This window comes from Shinella sp. GW835-FHT14H05 (assembly GCF_058793575.1).
In genome coordinates this window covers 36592-55225 of the sequence record NZ_JBXAFY010000018.1, presented here as the reverse complement: position 1 = coordinate 55225, position 18634 = coordinate 36592, and the positions used below count along the sequence as shown (strand labels likewise).

The following is an 18634-nucleotide window of genomic DNA, read 5'->3' as shown; positions in this document are numbered from 1 at the left end:
CTTAGGAACGGAACGGAATGACCGACAACGAAGACGACAAGACGATCAGTGTGGCTGGCAAGAAGACCCTGAGCCTGAAGCCCTCGGGGGTTCAGCAGGGAACCGTTCGCCAGGACATGGGTCGTGGCCGGACGAAGGCCGTCGTGGTCGAGACCCGCACGAAGCGCCACTTCAGCCGCCCGGGAGACGAACGCACTGTAGCAGCACCTGTTGCACCGGTGCAGCAGCGCCAGCCCACGCCGCAGCCGCAGCAGCCGCGCCCGGTGCAGCGCCAGACTCCCCAGGTGGAACATAGCCGTCCGCGCGGCGGCGTCGTGCTGAACCAGCTTTCCCCCGATGAAGTCGAGGCCCGTCGCCGCGCGCTTGCAGAAGCGCAGATCCGCGACGCCGCCGAAGCGCGCCAGCGCGCCGAGGACGAGGCCCGCCGCAAGGTGGAAGAGGAAGCGCGCCAGAAGGCCGCCGAAGAAGAACGTCTGCGCCTGGAGAAGGAAGAGGCCGAGCGCCGCGCCATCGAGGCCGCTTCGCCCGCCCCGGCCGTGGCCGAGGTTGCCGCCGAGCCGGTCGTGGTCGCAAAGCCCGCCGTTACGGCGCCTGCAGGTGCCGACAGCCGCCCGCAGCCGACCCGCACCACTCCGGCCGTCACGCCTGCAGCCGTTCCCGGCCGTGGCCGTCGCGAGACGGAAGAGGAAGAAGCAGCACGCCCGCGCGGCGGTGCCCCGGTCAACCGTGGCAAGGTCACGCGTCCGGAACCTGCCAAGGTCCCGGCCCGTCCGAAGGCCGACGACGGCCGTCGTCAGGGCAAGCTGACGCTGACGACCGCTTCGACCGACGAGGACGCCACGCAGCGTGGCCGTTCGCTTTCGGCCATGCGCCGCCGCCAGGAGAAGTTCAAGCGCAGCCAGATGCAGGAGACCCGCGAAAAGGTCATGCGCGAAGTCATCCTGCCGGAAACCATCACCATCCAGGAACTGTCGCAGCGCATGTCCGAACGCGCCGTCGACGTCATCAAGTACCTGATGAAGGAAGGGCAGATGATGAAGCCCGGCGATCTGATCGACGCCGACCTGGCTGAAATCATTGCCGGCGAATTCGGCCACACCGTCAAGCGCGTTTCGGAATCCGACGTCGAAGAGGGCATCTTCAACGTGTCGGACGACGACGGCGACCTGGAAGCCCGTCCGCCGATCGTGACCATCATGGGTCACGTCGACCACGGCAAGACCTCGCTGCTCGACGCCATCCGCAAGACGAGCGTTGTTTCCGGCGAAGCCGGCGGTATCACGCAGCATATCGGCGCCTACCAGGTCGAGCACAACGGCCACAAGATCACCTTCATCGACACCCCCGGCCACGCCGCGTTCACCGCGATGCGTGCCCGTGGCGCGCAGGCGACGGACATCGCGATCCTCGTGGTCGCGGCCGACGACAGCGTGATGCCGCAGACGATCGAGTCCATCAACCACGCCAAGGCGGCCGGTGTTCCGATCATCGTGGCGATCAACAAGATCGACAAGCACGAAGCCGATCCGCAGAAGGTGCGCAACCAGCTCCTTCAGCACGAGGTCTTCGTCGAATCGATGGGCGGTGAAACGCTCGACGTCGAAGTCTCGGCCAAGAACGGCCTGAACCTCGACAAGCTGCTTGAAGCCGTGCTGCTGCAGGCCGAAATCCTCGACCTCAAGGCGAACGTCAACCGCACCGCCGAGGGCGTCGTCGTCGAAGCCGAACTCGACCGCGGCCGCGGTGCGGTCGCGACGGTTCTCGTGCAGAAGGGCACGCTGACGCCCGGCCAGATCATCGTGGCCGGCGACCAGTGGGGCCGTGTGCGCGCGCTCGTCAACGACAAGGGTGAACACGTCAAGTCGGCAGGGCCTTCCATGCCCGTCGAAGTGCTGGGTCTGTCCGGCACCCCGGCTGCCGGCGATCGCTTCGCCGTCGTCGAAAACGAAAGCCGCGCCCGCGAAATCTCGGAATACCGTCTGCGTCTCGCCCGCGAGAAGCAGGTTGCCCGCCAGGCTGGTTCGCGCGGCTCGCTCGAGCAGATGATGAGCCAGCTCCAGTCCACGGGTCTCAAGGAGTTCCCGCTGGTCATCAAGGGCGACGTGCAGGGCTCGATCGAAGCCATTGCCGGTGCTCTCGACAAGCTCGGCACCGACGAGGTCCGTGCGCGCATCGTGCATTCGGGCGCCGGCGGCATCACCGAATCCGACATCTCGCTCGCCGAGGCGTCGAATGCCGCCATCATCGGCTTCAACGTCCGTGCCAACGCACAGGCCCGCACCGCGGCCGAGCGTGCCGGTCTCGAAATCCGCTACTACAACATCATCTACGATCTGGTGGATGACGTGAAGGCGGCCATGTCGGGCCTGCTCTCGCCGGAACGGCGCGAAACCTTCCTCGGCAATGCCGAGATCCTCGAGGTGTTCAACATCACGAAGGTCGGCAAGGTCGCGGGTTGCCGCGTCATCGAAGGCAAGGTCGAGCGTGGTGCCGGCGTGCGTCTCGTACGCGACAACGTCGTCATCCACGAAGGCAAGCTCAAGACGCTCAAGCGCTTCAAGGACGAAGTCGCCGAAGTGCCGATGGGCCAGGAATGCGGCATGGCCTTCGAGAACTACGAAGACATCCGCGCCGGCGACACGATCGAGTGCTTCCGCGTGGAGCACATCACGCGCACGCTCTAAGCGTCCGGCGATCCAAACATCATGCGAGCGCCGGATCGTTTCGGCGCTCGCATTTTTTTAAAGGTGACGACCATGGTAAGAGCAACATCCTCAGCGCCTTCGCAACGCATGCTGCGCGTGGGCGAGCAGGTGCGCGCGGCGATCACCCAGGTGCTTCAGCGCGGCGAAGTGCGCGATCCGCTGATCGAGACGACGGTGATCTCCATCTCGGAGGTGCGCATGTCGCCCGACCTCAAGCATGCCACGGCCTTCGTGACGCCGCTCGGGGTGAAGGACCATGACACGGTGATCGAGGCGCTCAACCGGAACGCAAAGTTCATCCGCGGCCGTATGGGCTCCCAGCTGCGCCAGATGAAGTACATGCCCGACGTGCGCTTCCGCGACGATACGAGCTTCGACAATTACAAGAAGATCGACGAAATCCTGCGTTCGCCGGAAGTCGCTCGCGATCTTGCCGCCGACGACGACGGCGACAAATAACCTAGGAATAAGATGTCCAAGCCCCGCAAGCCCAAGGGCCGGCCGATTTCCGGCTGGCTTATCCTCGACAAGCCGTTCGATTTCGGCTCGACCGAAGCCGTCGCCAAGATCAAGTGGCTGTTCAAGGCGCAGAAGGCCGGCCATGCCGGCACGCTCGATCCGCTCGCCTCCGGCATGCTGCCGATCGCGCTGGGCGACGCGACCAAGACCGTGCCCTATGTCATGGACGGCCGCAAGATTTACGAATTCACCGTCACCTGGGGCGAGGAGCGCAGCACGGACGACCTCGAAGGTACGGTGACGCAGAGCGCCGACAAGCGCCCGACCGCCGATGAGATCAAGGCGATCCTCGGCGAATATACCGGCACCATCCAGCAGATCCCGCCGCAGTTTTCCGCAATCAAGATCGACGGCGAGCGCGCCTACGATCTCGCCCGCGAAGGCGAAGTCGTCGAGATTCCGTCGCGCGAGGTGGAAATCCATCGACTGACGCTGATCGGCTGCCCGGACGAGAACACGGCGGAATTCGAGGTCGAATGCGGCAAGGGCACCTATGTGCGCGCGCTCGCCCGCGATTTCGGCCGCCAGCTCGGCTGTTACGGCCATATTTCCGGGCTGCGCCGCAGCTTCGTCGCGCCCTTCGGCGAGGACGACATGGTGCCGCTCGCCGACCTCACGGCGCTGGAGAAGATCGAGGACGAGGCCGAGCGCCTTGCGGCACTCGACGCTTTCCTGATTGACACCGGCGAGGCGCTGTCCAGCCTGCCGCAGATCGTGATCAACGACGACCAGGCGCATCGGCTGCGCATGGGCAATCCGATCATCCTGCGCGGCCGCGATGCGCCGGTTTCGGCGGACGAGGCCTATGCCACGGCGCGCGGAAAACTGGTGGCGATCGGCGAGATCGGCGGCGGCGAATTCCGGCCCAAGCGGGTCTTTGCCGGCTAACAAAGGGTCGGCGGAACCAATCGCTGCCGACTTGATTTCACCACAAGCTACAGGCTTTATGGCCGGCGAGGTTCGCTCACAAGCGGGCAGGGCGGCGCATTGCCGTCTCGCCCGGTCGCGGGCGAAGGGTGAAAGGGCTGGCCGTTGACGATTGCGCCGACTGACAGAACGGTGTCCGATGAGGACGCGGGTGAGGGCGCAGGCCCTGTTCAGAGCCGCCGGCGCATGCACCACCCGGTCGTCTTCTACCTCGTCTGCCTCATCCTCGTCATCGTCATTCCGTCCTTCCTCTTCTCGATCGTCGTGCTGAAGCGCACCAACGAGGCGCAGGAACGCATCTTCGAATCGCTGTTGCGCACCTCGACGGGCGCCGTGAACCGAGCGGTCGAGCGCGAGATTTCCGGCATGTTCTCGACGCTGAATTTCCTGTCGACGTCGGACAGCCTGGAGAAGGGCGATTACGCGTCCCTGCATGGGCAGGCGACCAAGGCGCTCGAAGGCACGGACGTCTACTTCCTCGTCATCGACCAGACGATGCGGCAGTTGCTCAACACGCGCGTACCCTATGGCACAGCGCTGAACACGACCTCGGAGCCGGTCTCCGCCGGCCTGGCGCTGGCGCGCGGCGAGCGCATCGTCTCGGACCTGTTCTTCGGCAGGACCGCGCAGCAATGGGTGTTCAACGTCTACCAGCCGATGCGCCTTGCCAATGGCCAGCATGTGCTGCTGACGCTGACGAAGAATGCCGAGTCGCTCCGGCGCGCGGTCAATCCGGATATTCTCTCGCCCGGCTGGAATGCCGCGGTGCTCGATTCTGAGGGCACGGTCATCGTCTCGACGGATGACAAGCAGAAGACGGGAACGCCCTTCTTCCTGCGCGTCGTGCCGTCGCTGCGCCTCGGTGTCAGCACCATGCGGCAGGGCGGCACAGAATATCAGGTCGTCACGGAATTCTCCTCGCTTGCCGGCTGGCGCATGATCGCCTGGGCAAAGTCGTCGGATGTGCAGGGGCCGGCCGTCTCCTCCTTCCTCTGGCTGACGATCGGCGGCGCGGTCTTTGCGGCCCTTGCCGCCGCCAGCGCCGTTGGCATCGCGCGCGTGCTGTCGCGCGACGTGCGGCTGCTGGCGCATGATGCGCGCCGGCTCGGCCACGGCGAACGGGTCGCGCCGCGCCCCTATGCCATTTCCGAGCTGGAGACTGTGTCGCGCGCGCTCGCCGAGGCGGCCGATGCCCGCGTCAAATCGGAAAACGAGGTACGCTTCCTGATGCGCGAGGTGGCGCACCGCTCGAAGAACCAGCTGACCGTCATCCAGGCTATGCTGAACCAGTCGGCGGCGGGTGCGGACAATGCGGCCGACTTTGCGGATACTTTCCGCAAGCGCGTCGCCGGTCTCGCCCGTTCGACGGACCTGATGATCGCCAATGCCACCCAGGGCGTAAACCTCGCCGAACTCGCCAAGAACCAGCTAAAACCCTTCACGCCGGACGACACGACGCGCGTACGCATTGCCGGCCCCGCCGTGCTGCTCGACCCGCAGGCCTCCCAGACGCTCGGCATGGCGCTGCACGAGCTTTCCACCAATGCCACGAAATACGGCGCGCTCGCCAACGAGACGGGCGTGGTCTCGCTGAGCTGGGTGACATCGGGCGACGACCTCAATCTCGTCTGGCGCGAAAGCCGGGCAACGATCGACAAGGACGCCATCGCCGCAAGCCGCAAGGGGTTCGGCAGCGTGGTGCTGGAGCGCATGCTCGGCATGGCGCTCGATGCCAAGCTCGACTTCATCGTGCATGACGACGGCATCGAATGGCGGGTGACGATCCCCCTGGCGCGACTGCGCGATGAGGACGTCCACCAGCAGGGCACCGCGCCATGAGTAAGCCGACTTTCTTCCGACATATCCATTGCAGGTCTATTTCATGACGTCCTTCTTGCGTGTGTTCGCCGTCCTGGCATGCCTTGTCGCCTCCATCCCTTCCGCCTTCGCCGCCTATGGCGAATGTTACGTCGACGACCCGACGGGCACGCCGCTCAACGTGCGCACGGCGCCCAACGGCACGATCCTGACGACGCTTGCGAACGGCTCGATCGTCGAGGTGGTCGACGAGATGAAGGTCGGCCAGAAACACTGGCTCTTCGTGGCGCGGCAGGGTGAACGGCTCGGCTGGATCTTCGGCGCCTATGTCGTGTGCAAGCAGCCGGGTGAAACGCGCGAGGCGGGACCGAGCCAGCCGGCCGAGCAGCGCTAGGCGTCCCGAACGACGGCTCTTCCCTTTCATAAGGGAATGGTTTATAGGCACCGCCAGCAATGCGGGCCTAGGCTCCGCTTGCATTCACGGCCATTGCTGGACGACATCCCGGCTTTTGGCGTCCTAAGTTCTCCATTCATGAAAGGACATACGATGTCGATTACTGCTGAGCGCAAGGCTGCGCTGATCAAGGAATATGCAACTGTCGAAGGCGACACCGGTTCCCCGGAAGTCCAGGTTGCTATCCTGACCGAGCGGATCAACAACCTGACCGGCCATTTCAAGGACCACAAGAAGGACAACCACTCCCGTCGTGGCCTTCTGACCATGGTTTCCAGCCGTCGCTCGCTTCTTGATTACCTCAAGAAGAAGGACGAAGCCCGTTACAGCAAGCTGATTGCTGCCCTGGGCATTCGCCGCTAAGCCTTTTCGGCGGGCGTTCTCACGAGCGCCCGCCGCTTTCTTTCGCGGAAGAGAATTCCGCTAAAGCAATTCCAGCAGGAGCGCGGACCGCGGTTTTGCGTTTGGGATTGCGAAACAAGGACACACCGTTTTGCCTGTGCCGGTTGCGACCGCCTCGTGAAACGGAATTCTCCAGCAGGCCGGATGGGCCGGTCCTGCGGAACCAACCGATGACCTGTCATGGGGCAGGATTGCTGGATGCTTCAGGCGCGCGCCTGTCGTCGGCCGGGCTCACAGAGCCTTCGCCCGCAGAGTTCGCGAGCCACCACCCGGAAGCCTCCCGTTGTCTTGCCCATGATGCGTCATGAAAGCGGATAGACCACCTGCGCCTTTTCGGGCGGCGGTGCGCGTATCTGCCAAGAAGGACAAGACATGTTCGATACCCATACGGTTGAAATCGAATGGGCGGGCCGTCCGCTCAAGCTGGAAACCGGCAAGATCGCCCGTCAGGCTGATGGCGCGGTTCTCGCGACCTACGGCGAAACCGTCGTTCTCGCCACCGTCGTTTCCGCCAAGGCGCCGAAGCCGGGCCAGGATTTCTTCCCGCTGACCGTCAACTACCAGGAAAAGACCTACGCCGCCGGCAAGATCCCGGGTGGCTACTTCAAGCGCGAAGGCCGCCCGTCGGAAAAGGAAACGCTGGTTTCCCGCCTGATCGACCGTCCGATCCGTCCGCTCTTCCCGGAAGGCTACAAGAACGACACGCAGGTCGTCGTCACGGTCGTCCAGCATGACCTCGAAAACGATCCCGACGTTCTGTCGATGGTTGCCGCTTCCGCAGCGCTCACGATCTCCGGCGTTCCCTTCATGGGCCCGGTCGGCGGTGCGCGCGTCGGCTACATCAACGGCGAATACGTCCTCAACCCGCATCTCGACGAGATGGACGAGTCCGTTCTCGACCTCGTCGTCGCCGGCACGCAGGACGCCGTCCTGATGGTCGAATCCGAAGCCAAGGAACTGAACGAAGACGTCATGCTCGGCGCCGTCATGTTCGGCCACAAGGGCTTCCAGCCGGTCATCGACGCGATCATCAAGCTCGCTGAAGTGGCTGCCAAGGAACCCCGCGACTTCAACCCGGAAGACCATTCCGCGCTCGAAGCCGAAATGCTGGGCCTCGCCGAAACCGAACTGCGCGCCGCCTACAAGATCACCCAGAAGGCCGACCGCTACGCCGCCGTCGACGCCGTCAAGGCGAAGGTTAAGGCCCACTTCTTCCCGGAAGGCGTCGAGCCGAAGTACACGGCCGAAGTCATCGGCGCCGTCTTCAAGCACCTCCAGGCCAAGATCGTTCGCTGGAACATCCTCGACACCAAGAGCCGCATCGACGGCCGCGATCTCGACACCGTTCGCGCCATCGTCTCGGAAGTCGGCATCCTGCCGCGCACGCACGGTTCGGCGCTCTTCACCCGCGGTGAAACCCAGGCCGTCGTCGTTGCGACGCTGGGTACCGGTGAAGACGAGCAGTATGTCGACAGCCTGACCGGCATGTACAAGGAACGCTTCCTGCTGCACTACAACTTCCCGCCCTACTCGGTCGGTGAGACGGGCCGCATGGGCTCCCCGGGCCGCCGCGAAATCGGCCACGGCAAGCTTGCCTGGCGCGCCATCCGCCCGATGCTGCCGACGGCGGAACAGTTCCCCTACACGCTGCGCGTCGTCTCCGAGATCACCGAGTCGAACGGCTCGTCCTCGATGGCGACGGTCTGCGGCACCTCGCTCGCACTGATGGACGCCGGCGTTCCGCTGGCAAAGCCGGTTGCCGGCATCGCCATGGGCCTGATCCTCGAAGGCGACCGTTTCGCCGTTCTCTCCGACATCCTCGGTGACGAAGACCACCTCGGCGACATGGACTTCAAGGTCGCCGGCACCGCCGACGGCATCACCTCGCTGCAGATGGACATCAAGATCGCCGGTATCACCGAAGAGATCATGAAGGTCGCGCTCAGCCAGGCGCAGGGCGGCCGCAAGCACATCCTCGGCGAAATGGCCAATGCCATCTCCGAAGGCCGCAGCCAGCTAGGCGAATTCGCACCGCGCATCGAAGTCATGAACATCCCGGTCGACAAGATCCGTGAAGTCATCGGCACGGGCGGCAAGGTCATCCGCGAAATCGTCGAGAAGACCGGCGCCAAGATCAACATCGAAGACGACGGCACGATCAAGATCGCATCGTCCTCCGGCAAGGAGATCGAAGCGGCCCGCAAGTGGATCCACTCGATCGTCGCGGAACCGGAAGTCGGCCAGATCTACGAAGGCACGGTCGTCAAGACCGCTGACTTCGGCGCCTTCGTCAACTTCTTCGGCCCGCGTGACGGCCTCGTGCACATCTCGCAGCTCGCCCAGGAGCGCGTTGCCAAGACCTCCGACGTCGTCAAGGAAGGCGACAAGGTCTGGGTCAAGCTGATGGGCTTCGACGAGCGCGGCAAGGTTCGCCTCTCCATGAAGGTTGTCGACCAGGCGACCGGCAAGGAAGTCGCTGCCGAGAAGAAGGGCGACGGCGAAGCCGCCGAGTAAGCCTACTCTCTACCTTTGAAAGGGGCGCGGAGCGGCACGTTCCGCGCCCCTTTTACTTATGCTCAATCTGTTCTCCCGCCCGTCCGAAAGCCCACCCATATGACCCGCGAAGCCCTGAAAACCCTGTTCCATCCTTTCGCCTCCGGCACGCTCGCCATGCCCGGCGAGGACGAGCGCTATCTGTTCCTCGGCGCAGAGGCCGGCCAGCGGCCGCCGGAAGGCTTTAGGGCGGTGCTCGACGCGGTCCAGCCGCTTCGCCCGCTCTATCGCGGCCTGGAGGCGGTGCGCGTGCCCGTCAAGCCGCTGGTCGAGGGCGAGGACTATGACGGCGCGCTCATCCTGATCAACAAGCACAAGGGCGAGAACGAGAACCGCATCGCGGAAGCGCTGCGCCGCGTGCGCACCGGCGGCATCATCATCGTTGCCGGCGGCAAGGAAGACGGCATCCAGTCCATGCGCAAGCGCCTGGACCAGCTTGGCCTCACCGGCGACTACATGCCGAAATACCACGGCCTCGCCATCTGGTTCGCCCGCCCGGAAGATCCGGCGGACGCGATCGCCAAGATCGCGGCCAAGCCGGTGCGCATCGTCGGCCGCTTTACCGCAGCGCCGGGCATGTTCTCGCATGACCGGATCGATGACGGCTCGGAACTGCTCGCCACCCGCATTCCGGAAGATTTTCACGGCCATGCCGCCGATTTCGGCGCGGGCTGGGGTTATCTCTCCGTCATGCTCGGCGGCCGCGCGCCGCAGGTGAAGGGCATCGACCTGTTCGAGGCGCATTACGAAGCGCTCGAAGCCGCCAAGGAGAACATGGCGGAGAACTGCCCGAACATCCCGACTCGCTACTACTGGTTCGACCTGACGGCCGAGATACCGCGCGACCACTACGACCTCATCGTCATGAACCCGCCCTTCCATGAAGGCCATGCGGCCGACCACGCGCTTGGCGCGGGCATGATCCAGGCAGCGGCGAAGGCGCTCAAGGTCGGCGGTCGCCTGCTGATGGTCGCCAACCGCGGCCTGCCTTACGAGCCGGTGCTGAAGGAGGCCTTCAAGGAAAGCGGCGAGGTCTGCCGCAACGCCCGCTTCAAGGTCCTCTGGGGCAAGCGCTAGTCTAAATGCTCACAGCGGCAGCGCGAAGGTCTGCTTGATCGTCTCGCTCGGCACGTCCGTCTTGACGTTCTGGATGCCGTTCTTGCGGGTGAGGTTCGCCGCCTGGAAGCGGCGGTAGTCCGCGAGGTCCGACACGACGACGCGCAACAGCGCGTCGCTCTCGCCGAGCATGATGTAACACTCCACCACCTCCGGCAGCCGCTTCATCGCGGCGATGAAATGGTCGATCGTCTCGGCATCCTGTGCCGTGAGCCAGACGCGGGCGAACATGGAAAGCTGCAGGCCGACCTTCGCCTGGTCGACGACCGCCACGTAGCGGCTGATCACGCCCGCCTCTTCCAGCAGCTTGACCCGGCGCAGGCAGGGCGAGGGCGACAGGCCGACGCGCCGTGCCAACTCGATATTCTGCATCCGGCCGTCCTGCTGCAACTCGCGCAGGATGCGGCGGTCTATGTCGTCGAGCTGCATTGGAATCCTCACAAACGTTCAAGCCAACTATCGGCAGTGGATGCCAAACTTTTCCCCAGCTTTGGCATCTTGGCAACCCCGTTGCGCACGGGGTCGGCTAGGCTTGCCCGGTTTGACGAGGAGAGCGATATGGACTGGACTTGGGTTCTGACGGCATCGGGCTTTGCATTCGCCATGGCGGGCACACCGGGGCCGAACAACACGATGGTGACGGCCTCCGGGGCGAATTACGGCTTCCGCCGCACGCTTCCGGTGGCGATCGGCATGGGCATCGGTGTCGCCGTCATCATCTTCGTCGTTGCGGCGGCGGGCGGGTCGATCGTCTCGGAGCCGCGCGTGCACCTGGTGCTGAAATGGGTGGGCGTTGCCTATCTGCTCTGGCTCGCCTGGCGCATTGCCAACGCCGCGCCCGCGGGCTTTGCCGCGGAGAGCGGCAGGCAGCGGCCGTTCACGGTCGTCGAGGGTGCGCTGCTGCAACTCGTCAATCCAAAGCTCTGGGTGATGGTGGCGGGCGCCGTCGTCACCTATGGCAGCGGCAGCGCCGGAGACCTGACGGTTCCGGCCGCCTTCGCCGTCATCTTCGGCGGTGCGACACTTGTCAGCACCGTGGCCTGGACCGTTGTCGGCGTGGGCGCTGCTCGCTTCATCACCCGCGAGCGCAGCCTCCGGCTGTTCAACCGCGCGATGGCGTTGCTGCTCGTCCTCTCGCTTGTGCCTGTCGTGCTGGAATAGCGACCGATTGCCATTTCAATGAAAGAGGTCCACCATCACGGAACCGTTCCGTTCAGGAGATCCGTAATGGCTTTTGGACCTGCAAGACCGCCGATCACGGAAGATGTGGCGGAAGTCATCGTCAAGGATGTGAAGGAGGCGGAAGGGCACACGCCGACCTCCGAAGTGCCGCTCGCCTTCCTGAAGCGCGCTGCGGAGGGAAAAGTGCCGGAAATGAACAGCCGCGTGCGCGTGCTGTTCCTCGGCGTACTCGCCGTGGTCATCCTGCTCGTCGTCGTGCTGATGGCGCTTTGAGCGCAGGGGAAGACGGCGCGAAGTTTTCGCTTCGCGCCGCAAATCCTATTCGCTGTCGGCCTTCGCCAGACGCTCGAGCGTCGGCATGGAGGTGATGTTGTAGCCGGCGTCCACGTAGTGGATTTCGCCGGTGACGCCGCTCGACAGGTCCGAAAGCAGGTAGAGCGCCGAATTGCCGACATCCTCGATGGTGACGGTGCGGCGCAGCGGCGCGTTCTTCTGCTGCCAGGAGAGCATGGCGCGCGCATCCGAAATGCCGGCACCGGCCAGCGTGCGGATCGGGCCTGCCGAGATCGCGTTGACGCGGATGCCGCGCGGGCCGTAGTCGCCGGCAAGGTAGCGCACCGAGGCTTCCAGCGCGGCCTTGGCGACACCCATGACGTTGTAGTTCGGCATGATACGCACCGAGCCGCCATAGGTCAGCGTCAGCAGCGAACCGCCTTCCGTCATCAGCTCTGCCGCCCGCTTGGCGATCTCCGTAAACGAGAAGCAGGAGATGACCATGGTGCGCGAAAAATTGTCGCGCGAGGTGTCGGCGTAGAGGCCCTTCAGTTCGTTCTTGTCGGAAAAGCCGATGGCGTGCACGACGAAGTCGAGCTTGCCCCACTTTTCCTTGATCGCCTCGATCGTCGAATCCACCGACGCGATGTCCTCGACGTCGCAGGGGATGACGAAGTCCGAGCCGAGCTCGGCGGCAAGCGGCTTCACGCGCTTGCCGAGCGCTTCGCCCTGGTAGGTGAAGGCGAGTTCCGCGCCCTGGCCCGCGAGCTTCTGGGCGATGCCCCAGGCGATGGAGTGGTTGTTCGCGACCCCCATGATGAGGCCGCGCTTGCCGTTCATGATCCCCGTCATGCTGGTCATCCGTTGTGGCGCTGGAAGACCAGCGTGGCGTTCGTGCCGCCGAAGCCGAAGGAATTGGAAAGAACGGTGTCGATCTTGGCATTGTCGATGCGCTTGCGCACGATCGGCACGCCGTCGAATTCCGGGTCGAGTTCGGTGATATGCGCGCTCTCGCCGATGAAGCCGGCCTGCATCATCAGGAGGCCGTAGATCGATTCCTGCACGCCGGCAGCCCCCAGCGAATGGCCGGTCAGCGACTTGGTCGACTGGATGTGCGGGATCTTGTCGCCGAAGACTTCGCGGATCGCGCCGATCTCCTTCGAATCGCCGACGGGCGTCGAGGTGCCGTGCGTGTTGATGTAGTCGACGTCGCCCTTCACGGTGGCAAGCGCCTGGCGCATGCAGCGGATCGCGCCTTCGCCCGACGGAGCGACCATGTCGTAACCATCCGAGGTCGCGCCGTAGCCGACGATTTCCGCATAGATCTTGGCGCCGCGGGCCTTGGCACGCTCGTATTCTTCCAGCACCAGCACGCCGGCGCCGCCGGCAATCACGAAGCCGTCGCGGCTCACGTCATAGGCGCGCGATGCGGTGGCGGGCGTGTCGTTGTACTTGGAGGACATGGCGCCCATGGCGTCGAAGAGGTTCGACATGGTCCAGTCGAGGTCCTCGTGGCCGCCGGCGAACATGATGTCCTGCTTGCCCCACTGGATCATTTCGGCGGCATTGCCGATGCAGTGCGCCGAGGTGGAGCAGGCCGAGGAGATCGAATAGTTGACGCCGTGGATCTTGAACCAGGTGGCAAGCGTCGCGGATGCCGTGGACGACATCGCCTTCGGCACGGCGAACGGGCCGATGCGCTTGGGCGAATTGTTCTTCAGCGTGATCTCGGCGGCCTCGATCAGCGTGCGGGTGGAGGGGCCGCCCGAACCCATGATGATGCCGGCGCGCTCGTTGGCGGCATAATCGGCCTCTTCCAGGCCGGAATCGGCGATCGCCTGCTTCATGGCGACGTGGTTCCAGGAGCCGCCCTGCGACAGGAAGCGGGCCGCGCGGCGATCCACGAGGTCGGCCGTGTCGATGTTCGGCGCACCCCAGACCTGGCACTTGAAGCCGTGGTCGGCGAAATCCTGGGAAAAGCTGATGCCGGAGCGCGCATCGCGCAGCGACGCCGTCACTTCGTCAGCATTGTTCCCGATGGAGGATACGATCCCCAGACCCGTGACAACAACCCGTCTCATGTTTCTGACCTTTATCTAGAACGTCTCGTGGTGAAGGCGGCGTAGGCCGCCGCCTCAGGCTTCCTTGTCCTTGGACAGGCCGACGCGCAGGTCGGATGCCTGATAGATAGTCTCGCCGTCGGCCTTCAACCAGCCGTCGGCCGTGCCGAGCACGAGGCGGCCGCGCATGACGCGCTTGAAATCGATGCCGTATTCCAGGAGCTTCGTGGTCGGGCGGATCATGCCCTTGAACTTCACTTCGCCGGTGGAGAGCGCCATGCCGCGGCCGGGCTCGCCGAGCCAGCCGAGGAAGAAGCCGGTGAGCTGCCACATGCCGTCGAGGCCGAGGCAGCCCGGCATGATCGGGTTGCCCTGGAAGTGGCAGGGGAAATACCAGTCGTCGGGGCGCACGTCGTATTCGGCGCGGATATAGCCCTTGTCGAAGGCACCGCCCGTTTCGGAAATATCGGTAATGCGATGGACCATCAGCATGGGAGGCAGAGGAAGCTGGGCATTGCCGGGGCCGAAAAGCTCGCCGCGGCCGCAGCTCAGAATTTCCTCATAGTTGTAGCTGGATTGCCTGGTCGTCATCGAATGTCTCATCCCCGGTCGCGTAGACGCTTATTGCGTTTAGATTTAGAGCAGCTAAGGCGCGAATTGAAGCACCCCGAACCACCCCTTTTTATCGTCGCGCCCTGGCCGGGCGATACGTTAATTCAGCAGTCCGCATACATGATGCTTGCGGTGACAGCCAGCCTAAATTCGGGCAGGGCAAGCAAAGGCCCCGGTTTTTCCGCCTGTTGCGCGCCTTTCAAGCGCCGTAATCCTATTGAATCCCGGCGGCGCTAAAGTTATATCGAAATATCAAGATTGTTGTTCAAGGCCAGACAAGCGGATCCGTCGCCCATGACGCATGCACACGAGTTGCCCATCGAAGAGCGCCTGCGCCATTCCGGCCTGCGCCCGACGCGCCAGCGCGTGGCTCTCGCCGACCTGCTGTTCGCCAAGGGCGACCGCCACCTGACAGTGGAAGAACTGCACGAAGAAGCGGTTACTGCGGGCGTTCCGGTGTCTCTCGCAACCGTCTACAACACGCTGCACCAGTTCACCGAGGCGGGCCTTATCCGCGTTCTCGCGGTCGAAAGCTCGAAGACCTACTTCGACACCAACGTCTCGGACCACCACCATTTCTTCGTCGAGGGCGAGAACCACGTTCTCGACATTCCGGTTAGCAATATCGCGATCGGCAACCTGCCGGAGCCGCCGGAAGGCATGGAGATCGCTCACGTTGATGTGATCATCCGCCTGCGCCCGCGCAAGCCCTGAGAGCACTCTAAGCCCTCACATCACGTCATCCGGATGCCGTCCCGGCCGCGGCCTGTAGACCGGAAACCGCCAGCCGAACCGCAACGCTCCGCCGCGCACGATGAAGGCCGCGCCGATTCCGATCGCCGAGGCGAGCCAGAGCGGGGCGCCGGCAACGCTTGCCGCCGTGAAGGCCGCGGAGCCGATGAGTGCCGCCGTGACATAGACTTCCGGCCGCAGCAGCACGGAAGGCTCGCCCGCCAGCAGGTCGCGCAGGATGCCGCCGAAACTTGCGGTCAGCACGCCGGTGGTGATCGCGACCGTCGGCGATCCGGTGGCGGCAAGGCCCTTCGCCGCCCCCATCACGCAATAGGCCGAGACCCCCATCGCATCGAGCCAGAGCAGAAGCCGGTAGCGCGACTCGATGCGGTGCGCGAGCACGAAGACGACAAGCGCCACCACCACGCAGACGATGAGATAGGTCGGGTTGACCACCCAGAAGACGGGCGTTGCGCCGAGGATGACGTCACGGAACGTGCCGCCGCCGATGCCGGTCGCCGCCGCAAGGAAGAGAAAGCCGATAATGTCGAGCTGCTTGCGCGAGGCCGAAAGCGCGCCGGTGGCGGCGAAGACCGCCACGCCGGTATAATCGAGCAGTTCCAGGATCGGCACGCTTATTGTTCCCTTCCATCACAGGCCCGTTCTCGGGCCAAGCCTCGCGACAGCTTTGCCGCGCTAGAGTGCGCGCCCGTGTACCGGGGCAGAATCAGGCAGCGCGCCGGCCCGTTCGCATAATGACCGAATCGCCTGCCATGGAAAGGTTTGAGAGATGGCCATCCGCATCAGAATCCTGGCGCTTGTCTGCGCAGCGCTCGTTTCGACCGTCCTGCCGGTCCGCGCGGCGGAAATCGTGCCGGATGCCATCGCCACGGCGCAGGCCGAGGTCGCCAAGCGCTGCAAGACGCCGATCTACGGCGAGGACTTTTCCGAGGCGATCGATTTCAACAATGACAGCCTTCTCGACGCCATCGTCAATCTCGGCGCGGTCAATTGCGATGGCACGCCGGGCGGCCTGTGCGGCAATGTCGGCTGCCCCTACGAATTCTACATCCAGGTCGCCGAGGGCGGCTATTTCCTCGCCGCCAATGCCGATCTCTATGGTTACGAGCTGAAGAAGCGCTACGGCAACATGGTGCTGGAACTGAAGGCCAATGCGGCAAGCTGCGGTCGCGACGATTCCGAATATTGCATCATGACAATCCGCGTGCGCGGCGCCCAGTTCGACACGATCTCGAAAAAATAGCTTCTATTGCGGGAACAGCGCGTGCGTGCGGCCGGCGAGATAGTAGGCGAGCAGGCCCGTCCATTCGCGCAATGCCGTCGTCATCAGCTGACTGTTCGTCGAGGGCTGGCTGAAATCGAAGGCGAGGCCGGCCTGGCCCGTCGTGCGGAAATCCGTCGGCCAGGGGAGCACGTCGATGTCGAGCTTACGGAACAGGCCCACCGAGCGCGGCATGTGGAAGGCAGAGGTCACCAGCAGGCAGCGGTCAAGGCCGTTTGCCGCCAATAGCGCCTTGGTGTTCTCGACATTCTCGAAGGTGGTGCGCGATTCCGTCTCGCGGATCAGCCGGTCGGCAGGAACCCCGAGAGCCTCGAAGAAGCGCGTCGCCACCGCGGCATCGCCCTCATAGTTGCCGCTGAACGAGCCGTCGCCGCCGGAAATCAGGATGCGCGCCGCGGGAAACTCCCGCGCCAGCCGCAGCGTCTCGATGAAGCGGTCGCCGGCCTGGTTCATCTCGAAGCCGTCGCGCGCCGCGATCACCTCCGCCTCCACGCCACCGCCGAGCATGATGACGCAACCGGGGCCGCCCGCCGGCAATTCGGCCCGCGGGATGCGGTCTTCCAGAACCTGCAGCAGCACCGCGCCGGTCGAGGTGAACAGCGTGACGAAGAGCAGGAGGGCAGCAAAAATGTTTGCCGCCGTCCGCAGCCGCTTCCAGCGCAGTAGCCCGGCCAGCAGGCCGAACACGACCAGCAGAAGGGCAAGCGACAAGGGCTGGGCCGCGAGCCAGAAGATCTTCGAGGCATAGTAGGTCAAGCGTCACCCGCCCTGTTGTTGTCGTGCGGGCGCGGTCACGCTCTCCCGAGAGCCGGTGTTGTCGCCGCCGCCTTGCCGCGCCGCAGATAGAGGATGCCGGCCGCGATCGCAATGCCGGCGGCGAGAACCGCAATGGCAACGAACGGCCGATAGGCGATCCAGGCAATGGCGATGACGGCCGGGCCGATCAGCAGGGTGAAGATGAGGGCGATCGCCGTCGTGCCGAAGCGCACGATGGAGCCGATGAAGGGCACCACGTCGGCGATCACGCCGAGGATCGACAGGATGAAGGCGAAGCCGACAAAGATGCCGACGAGGCCGCCGACCCGCACCAGCCAGGTGATGATCGTGTTCTCGCTCTGCGCCGCGTCGAACATGGCTGGCGCATCAAGAAGGCCGGCGTCGCTCAGGAAGAGGTCGCGCCCGTTCGTCGTCTTGTAGGGTGTCAGCCCGCTGCCGCGCTGCGCACCAACGAAGCTCGCCTCGGAAATGTCCGAGCGCTCGAAGCGGATACGGATATCGCCGACCTGCGGGTCCTCCGGGTTGAAGGAGAAGACGGCCTGGCCGGCAATCGTTGAAACGGGCTTTCCGAGCGTCACGGCCTCGCTCATCCGGTTCGCCTCAATGGCGGTGAGCGGCACGGGGCGCTCGTCGCCAAGGCGGGCGACCGCGCGGCCATCCACGCTGAAGGCGCCGATCGTGGCGGATTTCACCGGGAAGCTCGCATCGTCGATGGGTTTTTGCGGATTGTCATGGCCCGACTGGCGGAAGTTGTTGGAGTTGACTTCGTTGCTCTTCCATTCCTTGTGGTAGGAATAGGTGGTGACCGTCTCCTCGCTGCCGCCGAGCTGCTTGCGCGTCTCCGACTTCGAGGTCTCGATCCACTGGTACATCTCGACGATGCGATTGACGCCGACCGCGCCATCCGCCGAAATGCCGAGCACGTCGTCCTCCGGCACGCCGACCGGCTTCACCGGCCCGGAAATATGCACGAGCTTTCCGTCGTTTGCCGGATCGACGCTGCCATTGTCGACCGACACGACCAGCCCTGCGCCCTCGACGAGCGCCCTATAGGTCTTCACCGACCGGCCCTCGTTCCAGAACAGCAGCCAGATGCAGGCGATGAGAAGGATGAAGCCGACCACGATCTTGATCAGCGCGCCCTTCAACCTGGAGAACCAGGAGGTGGTCGTCGTTTCCGTAAAGCTCATGTTTGTCCCCC

Annotated in this window: 19 protein-coding genes; 12 read left to right on the top strand and 7 right to left on the bottom strand. The window is 64.4% G+C overall.

All coding sequences use genetic code 11. The features are described from left to right. Positions 1 to 17 precede the first annotated feature (17 nt). The 8 genes from infB to AC1Q6Z_RS30690 all read left to right on the top strand — a co-directional run bounded on the left by infB (position 18) and on the right by AC1Q6Z_RS30690 (position 10455). The gene (gene infB, locus AC1Q6Z_RS30725) at positions 18 to 2684 is read left to right on the top strand and encodes a translation initiation factor IF-2 (protein WP_492650185.1); all 2667 of its coding nucleotides are present in this window, start codon (positions 18 to 20) and stop codon (positions 2682 to 2684) included. Between the two features lie 72 nt (positions 2685 to 2756). Then, positions 2757 to 3164: a 30S ribosome-binding factor RbfA gene (gene rbfA, locus AC1Q6Z_RS30720; protein WP_256117838.1), complete on the top strand. Its 408-nt coding sequence runs from the start codon at positions 2757 to 2759 to the stop codon at positions 3162 to 3164. 12 nt (positions 3165 to 3176) lie between these two features. Further along, a complete protein-coding gene (gene truB, locus AC1Q6Z_RS30715) occupies positions 3177 to 4112 on the top strand; it encodes a tRNA pseudouridine(55) synthase TruB (RefSeq protein ID WP_439629933.1) in 936 nt (311 codons plus the stop codon). 171 nt (positions 4113 to 4283) lie between these two features. Then, the gene (locus AC1Q6Z_RS30710) at positions 4284 to 5990 is read left to right on the top strand and encodes a sensor histidine kinase (protein WP_492650184.1); all 1707 of its coding nucleotides are present in this window, start codon (positions 4284 to 4286) and stop codon (positions 5988 to 5990) included. A 43-nt stretch (positions 5991 to 6033) separates the two neighbouring features. Next, positions 6034 to 6363 (top strand): SH3 domain-containing protein, encoded by a 330-nt coding sequence (locus AC1Q6Z_RS30705; protein WP_256117829.1) that lies wholly within the window; start codon positions 6034 to 6036, stop codon positions 6361 to 6363. A 153-nt stretch (positions 6364 to 6516) separates the two neighbouring features. After that, positions 6517 to 6786: a 30S ribosomal protein S15 gene (rpsO, locus tag AC1Q6Z_RS30700; protein ID WP_230807809.1), complete on the top strand. Its 270-nt coding sequence runs from the start codon at positions 6517 to 6519 to the stop codon at positions 6784 to 6786. Positions 6787 to 7197: 411 nt separating this feature from the next. Further along, positions 7198 to 9339, top strand: coding sequence for a polyribonucleotide nucleotidyltransferase (gene pnp / locus AC1Q6Z_RS30695; RefSeq protein WP_256117828.1), 2142 nt, complete (start codon positions 7198 to 7200; stop codon positions 9337 to 9339). Between the two features lie 99 nt (positions 9340 to 9438). Then, positions 9439 to 10455: a class I SAM-dependent methyltransferase gene (locus AC1Q6Z_RS30690; protein WP_492650183.1), complete on the top strand. Its 1017-nt coding sequence runs from the start codon at positions 9439 to 9441 to the stop codon at positions 10453 to 10455. A 9-nt stretch (positions 10456 to 10464) separates the two neighbouring features. On the opposite strand, the gene AC1Q6Z_RS30685 is transcribed toward AC1Q6Z_RS30690, so the two are convergent. Continuing rightward, positions 10465 to 10923: an Lrp/AsnC family transcriptional regulator gene (locus tag AC1Q6Z_RS30685; protein WP_256117825.1), complete on the bottom strand. Its 459-nt coding sequence runs from the start codon at positions 10921 to 10923 to the stop codon at positions 10465 to 10467. Between the two features lie 129 nt (positions 10924 to 11052). Between AC1Q6Z_RS30685 and AC1Q6Z_RS30680 the strand changes: the two genes are divergently transcribed. After that, positions 11053 to 11655 (top strand): LysE family translocator, encoded by a 603-nt coding sequence (locus tag AC1Q6Z_RS30680; RefSeq protein ID WP_492650182.1) that lies wholly within the window; start codon positions 11053 to 11055, stop codon positions 11653 to 11655. A 66-nt stretch (positions 11656 to 11721) separates the two neighbouring features. Then, positions 11722 to 11949 carry a hypothetical protein gene (locus AC1Q6Z_RS30675; RefSeq protein WP_256117823.1) on the top strand — a complete coding sequence of 76 codons (228 nt, stop codon included), beginning with the start codon at positions 11722 to 11724 and terminating at the stop codon, positions 11947 to 11949. A 45-nt stretch (positions 11950 to 11994) separates the two neighbouring features. Here AC1Q6Z_RS30675 and fabI read toward each other — a convergent pair whose 3' ends face one another. Genes fabI through fabA form a run of 3 tightly spaced genes read right to left on the bottom strand, consistent with a single transcriptional unit; the run spans position 11995 to position 14600 of the window. Next, positions 11995 to 12801, bottom strand: a complete 807-nt coding sequence (fabI, locus tag AC1Q6Z_RS30670) for an enoyl-ACP reductase FabI (protein ID WP_256117819.1) — start codon at positions 12799 to 12801, stop codon at positions 11995 to 11997. 5 nt (positions 12802 to 12806) lie between these two features. Beyond that, positions 12807 to 14030, bottom strand: a complete 1224-nt coding sequence (fabB, locus tag AC1Q6Z_RS30665; RefSeq protein WP_256117817.1) for a beta-ketoacyl-ACP synthase I — start codon at positions 14028 to 14030, stop codon at positions 12807 to 12809. Between the two features lie 54 nt (positions 14031 to 14084). Continuing rightward, a complete protein-coding gene (gene fabA / locus AC1Q6Z_RS30660; RefSeq protein ID WP_256117816.1) occupies positions 14085 to 14600 on the bottom strand; it encodes a 3-hydroxyacyl-[acyl-carrier-protein] dehydratase FabA in 516 nt (171 codons plus the stop codon). Positions 14601 to 14915: 315 nt separating this feature from the next. Here fabA and irrA point away from each other — a divergent pair, with 315 nt between their 5' ends. After that, the gene (irrA, locus tag AC1Q6Z_RS30655) at positions 14916 to 15335 is read left to right on the top strand and encodes an iron response transcriptional regulator IrrA (RefSeq protein ID WP_256117815.1); all 420 of its coding nucleotides are present in this window, start codon (positions 14916 to 14918) and stop codon (positions 15333 to 15335) included. Between the two features lie 15 nt (positions 15336 to 15350). On the opposite strand, the gene AC1Q6Z_RS30650 is transcribed toward irrA, so the two are convergent. Then, the gene (locus AC1Q6Z_RS30650) at positions 15351 to 15986 is read right to left on the bottom strand and encodes a trimeric intracellular cation channel family protein (RefSeq protein WP_435267527.1); all 636 of its coding nucleotides are present in this window, start codon (positions 15984 to 15986) and stop codon (positions 15351 to 15353) included. A gap of 157 nt (positions 15987 to 16143) precedes the next feature. On the opposite strand from AC1Q6Z_RS30650, the gene AC1Q6Z_RS30645 reads away from it, so the two are divergent. Continuing rightward, complete coding sequence (locus tag AC1Q6Z_RS30645; protein ID WP_492650181.1) at positions 16144 to 16617, top strand: hypothetical protein; 474 nt, start codon at positions 16144 to 16146, stop codon at positions 16615 to 16617. 3 nt (positions 16618 to 16620) lie between these two features. Here the strand turns inward: AC1Q6Z_RS30645 and AC1Q6Z_RS30640 are convergent, their stop codons facing one another. Further along, positions 16621 to 17412 carry a YdcF family protein gene (locus tag AC1Q6Z_RS30640; protein ID WP_492650180.1) on the bottom strand — a complete coding sequence of 264 codons (792 nt, stop codon included), beginning with the start codon at positions 17410 to 17412 and terminating at the stop codon, positions 16621 to 16623. Between the two features lie 35 nt (positions 17413 to 17447). Then, complete coding sequence (locus tag AC1Q6Z_RS30635; RefSeq protein WP_492650179.1) at positions 17448 to 18623, bottom strand: TMEM43 family protein; 1176 nt, start codon at positions 18621 to 18623, stop codon at positions 17448 to 17450. Between the last annotated feature and the right edge of the window lie 11 nt (positions 18624 to 18634).

Bases quoted from the DNA above. Each gene is read 5' to 3' on its own strand.
- infB (WP_492650185.1), top strand. From the start codon at position 18: ATGACCGACAACGAAGACGACAAGACGATCAGTGTGGCTGGCAAGAAG.
- rbfA (WP_256117838.1), top strand. From the start codon at position 2,757: ATGGTAAGAGCAACATCCTCAGCGCCTTCGCAACGCATGCTGCGCGTG.
- truB (WP_439629933.1), top strand. From the start codon at position 3,177: ATGTCCAAGCCCCGCAAGCCCAAGGGCCGGCCGATTTCCGGCTGGCTT.
- AC1Q6Z_RS30705 (WP_256117829.1), top strand. From the start codon at position 6,034: ATGACGTCCTTCTTGCGTGTGTTCGCCGTCCTGGCATGCCTTGTCGCC.
- rpsO (WP_230807809.1), top strand. From the start codon at position 6,517: ATGTCGATTACTGCTGAGCGCAAGGCTGCGCTGATCAAGGAATATGCA.
- pnp (WP_256117828.1), top strand. From the start codon at position 7,198: ATGTTCGATACCCATACGGTTGAAATCGAATGGGCGGGCCGTCCGCTC.
- AC1Q6Z_RS30690 (WP_492650183.1), top strand. From the start codon at position 9,439: ATGACCCGCGAAGCCCTGAAAACCCTGTTCCATCCTTTCGCCTCCGGC.
- AC1Q6Z_RS30685 (WP_256117825.1), bottom strand. From the start codon at position 10,923: ATGCAGCTCGACGACATAGACCGCCGCATCCTGCGCGAGTTGCAGCAG.
- AC1Q6Z_RS30680 (WP_492650182.1), top strand. From the start codon at position 11,053: ATGGACTGGACTTGGGTTCTGACGGCATCGGGCTTTGCATTCGCCATG.
- AC1Q6Z_RS30675 (WP_256117823.1), top strand. From the start codon at position 11,722: ATGGCTTTTGGACCTGCAAGACCGCCGATCACGGAAGATGTGGCGGAA.
- fabI (WP_256117819.1), bottom strand. From the start codon at position 12,801: ATGACGGGGATCATGAACGGCAAGCGCGGCCTCATCATGGGGGTCGCG.
- fabB (WP_256117817.1), bottom strand. From the start codon at position 14,030: ATGAGACGGGTTGTTGTCACGGGTCTGGGGATCGTATCCTCCATCGGG.
- fabA (WP_256117816.1), bottom strand. From the start codon at position 14,600: ATGACGACCAGGCAATCCAGCTACAACTATGAGGAAATTCTGAGCTGC.
- irrA (WP_256117815.1), top strand. From the start codon at position 14,916: ATGACGCATGCACACGAGTTGCCCATCGAAGAGCGCCTGCGCCATTCC.
- AC1Q6Z_RS30645 (WP_492650181.1), top strand. From the start codon at position 16,144: ATGGCCATCCGCATCAGAATCCTGGCGCTTGTCTGCGCAGCGCTCGTT.
- AC1Q6Z_RS30635 (WP_492650179.1), bottom strand. From the start codon at position 18,623: ATGAGCTTTACGGAAACGACGACCACCTCCTGGTTCTCCAGGTTGAAG.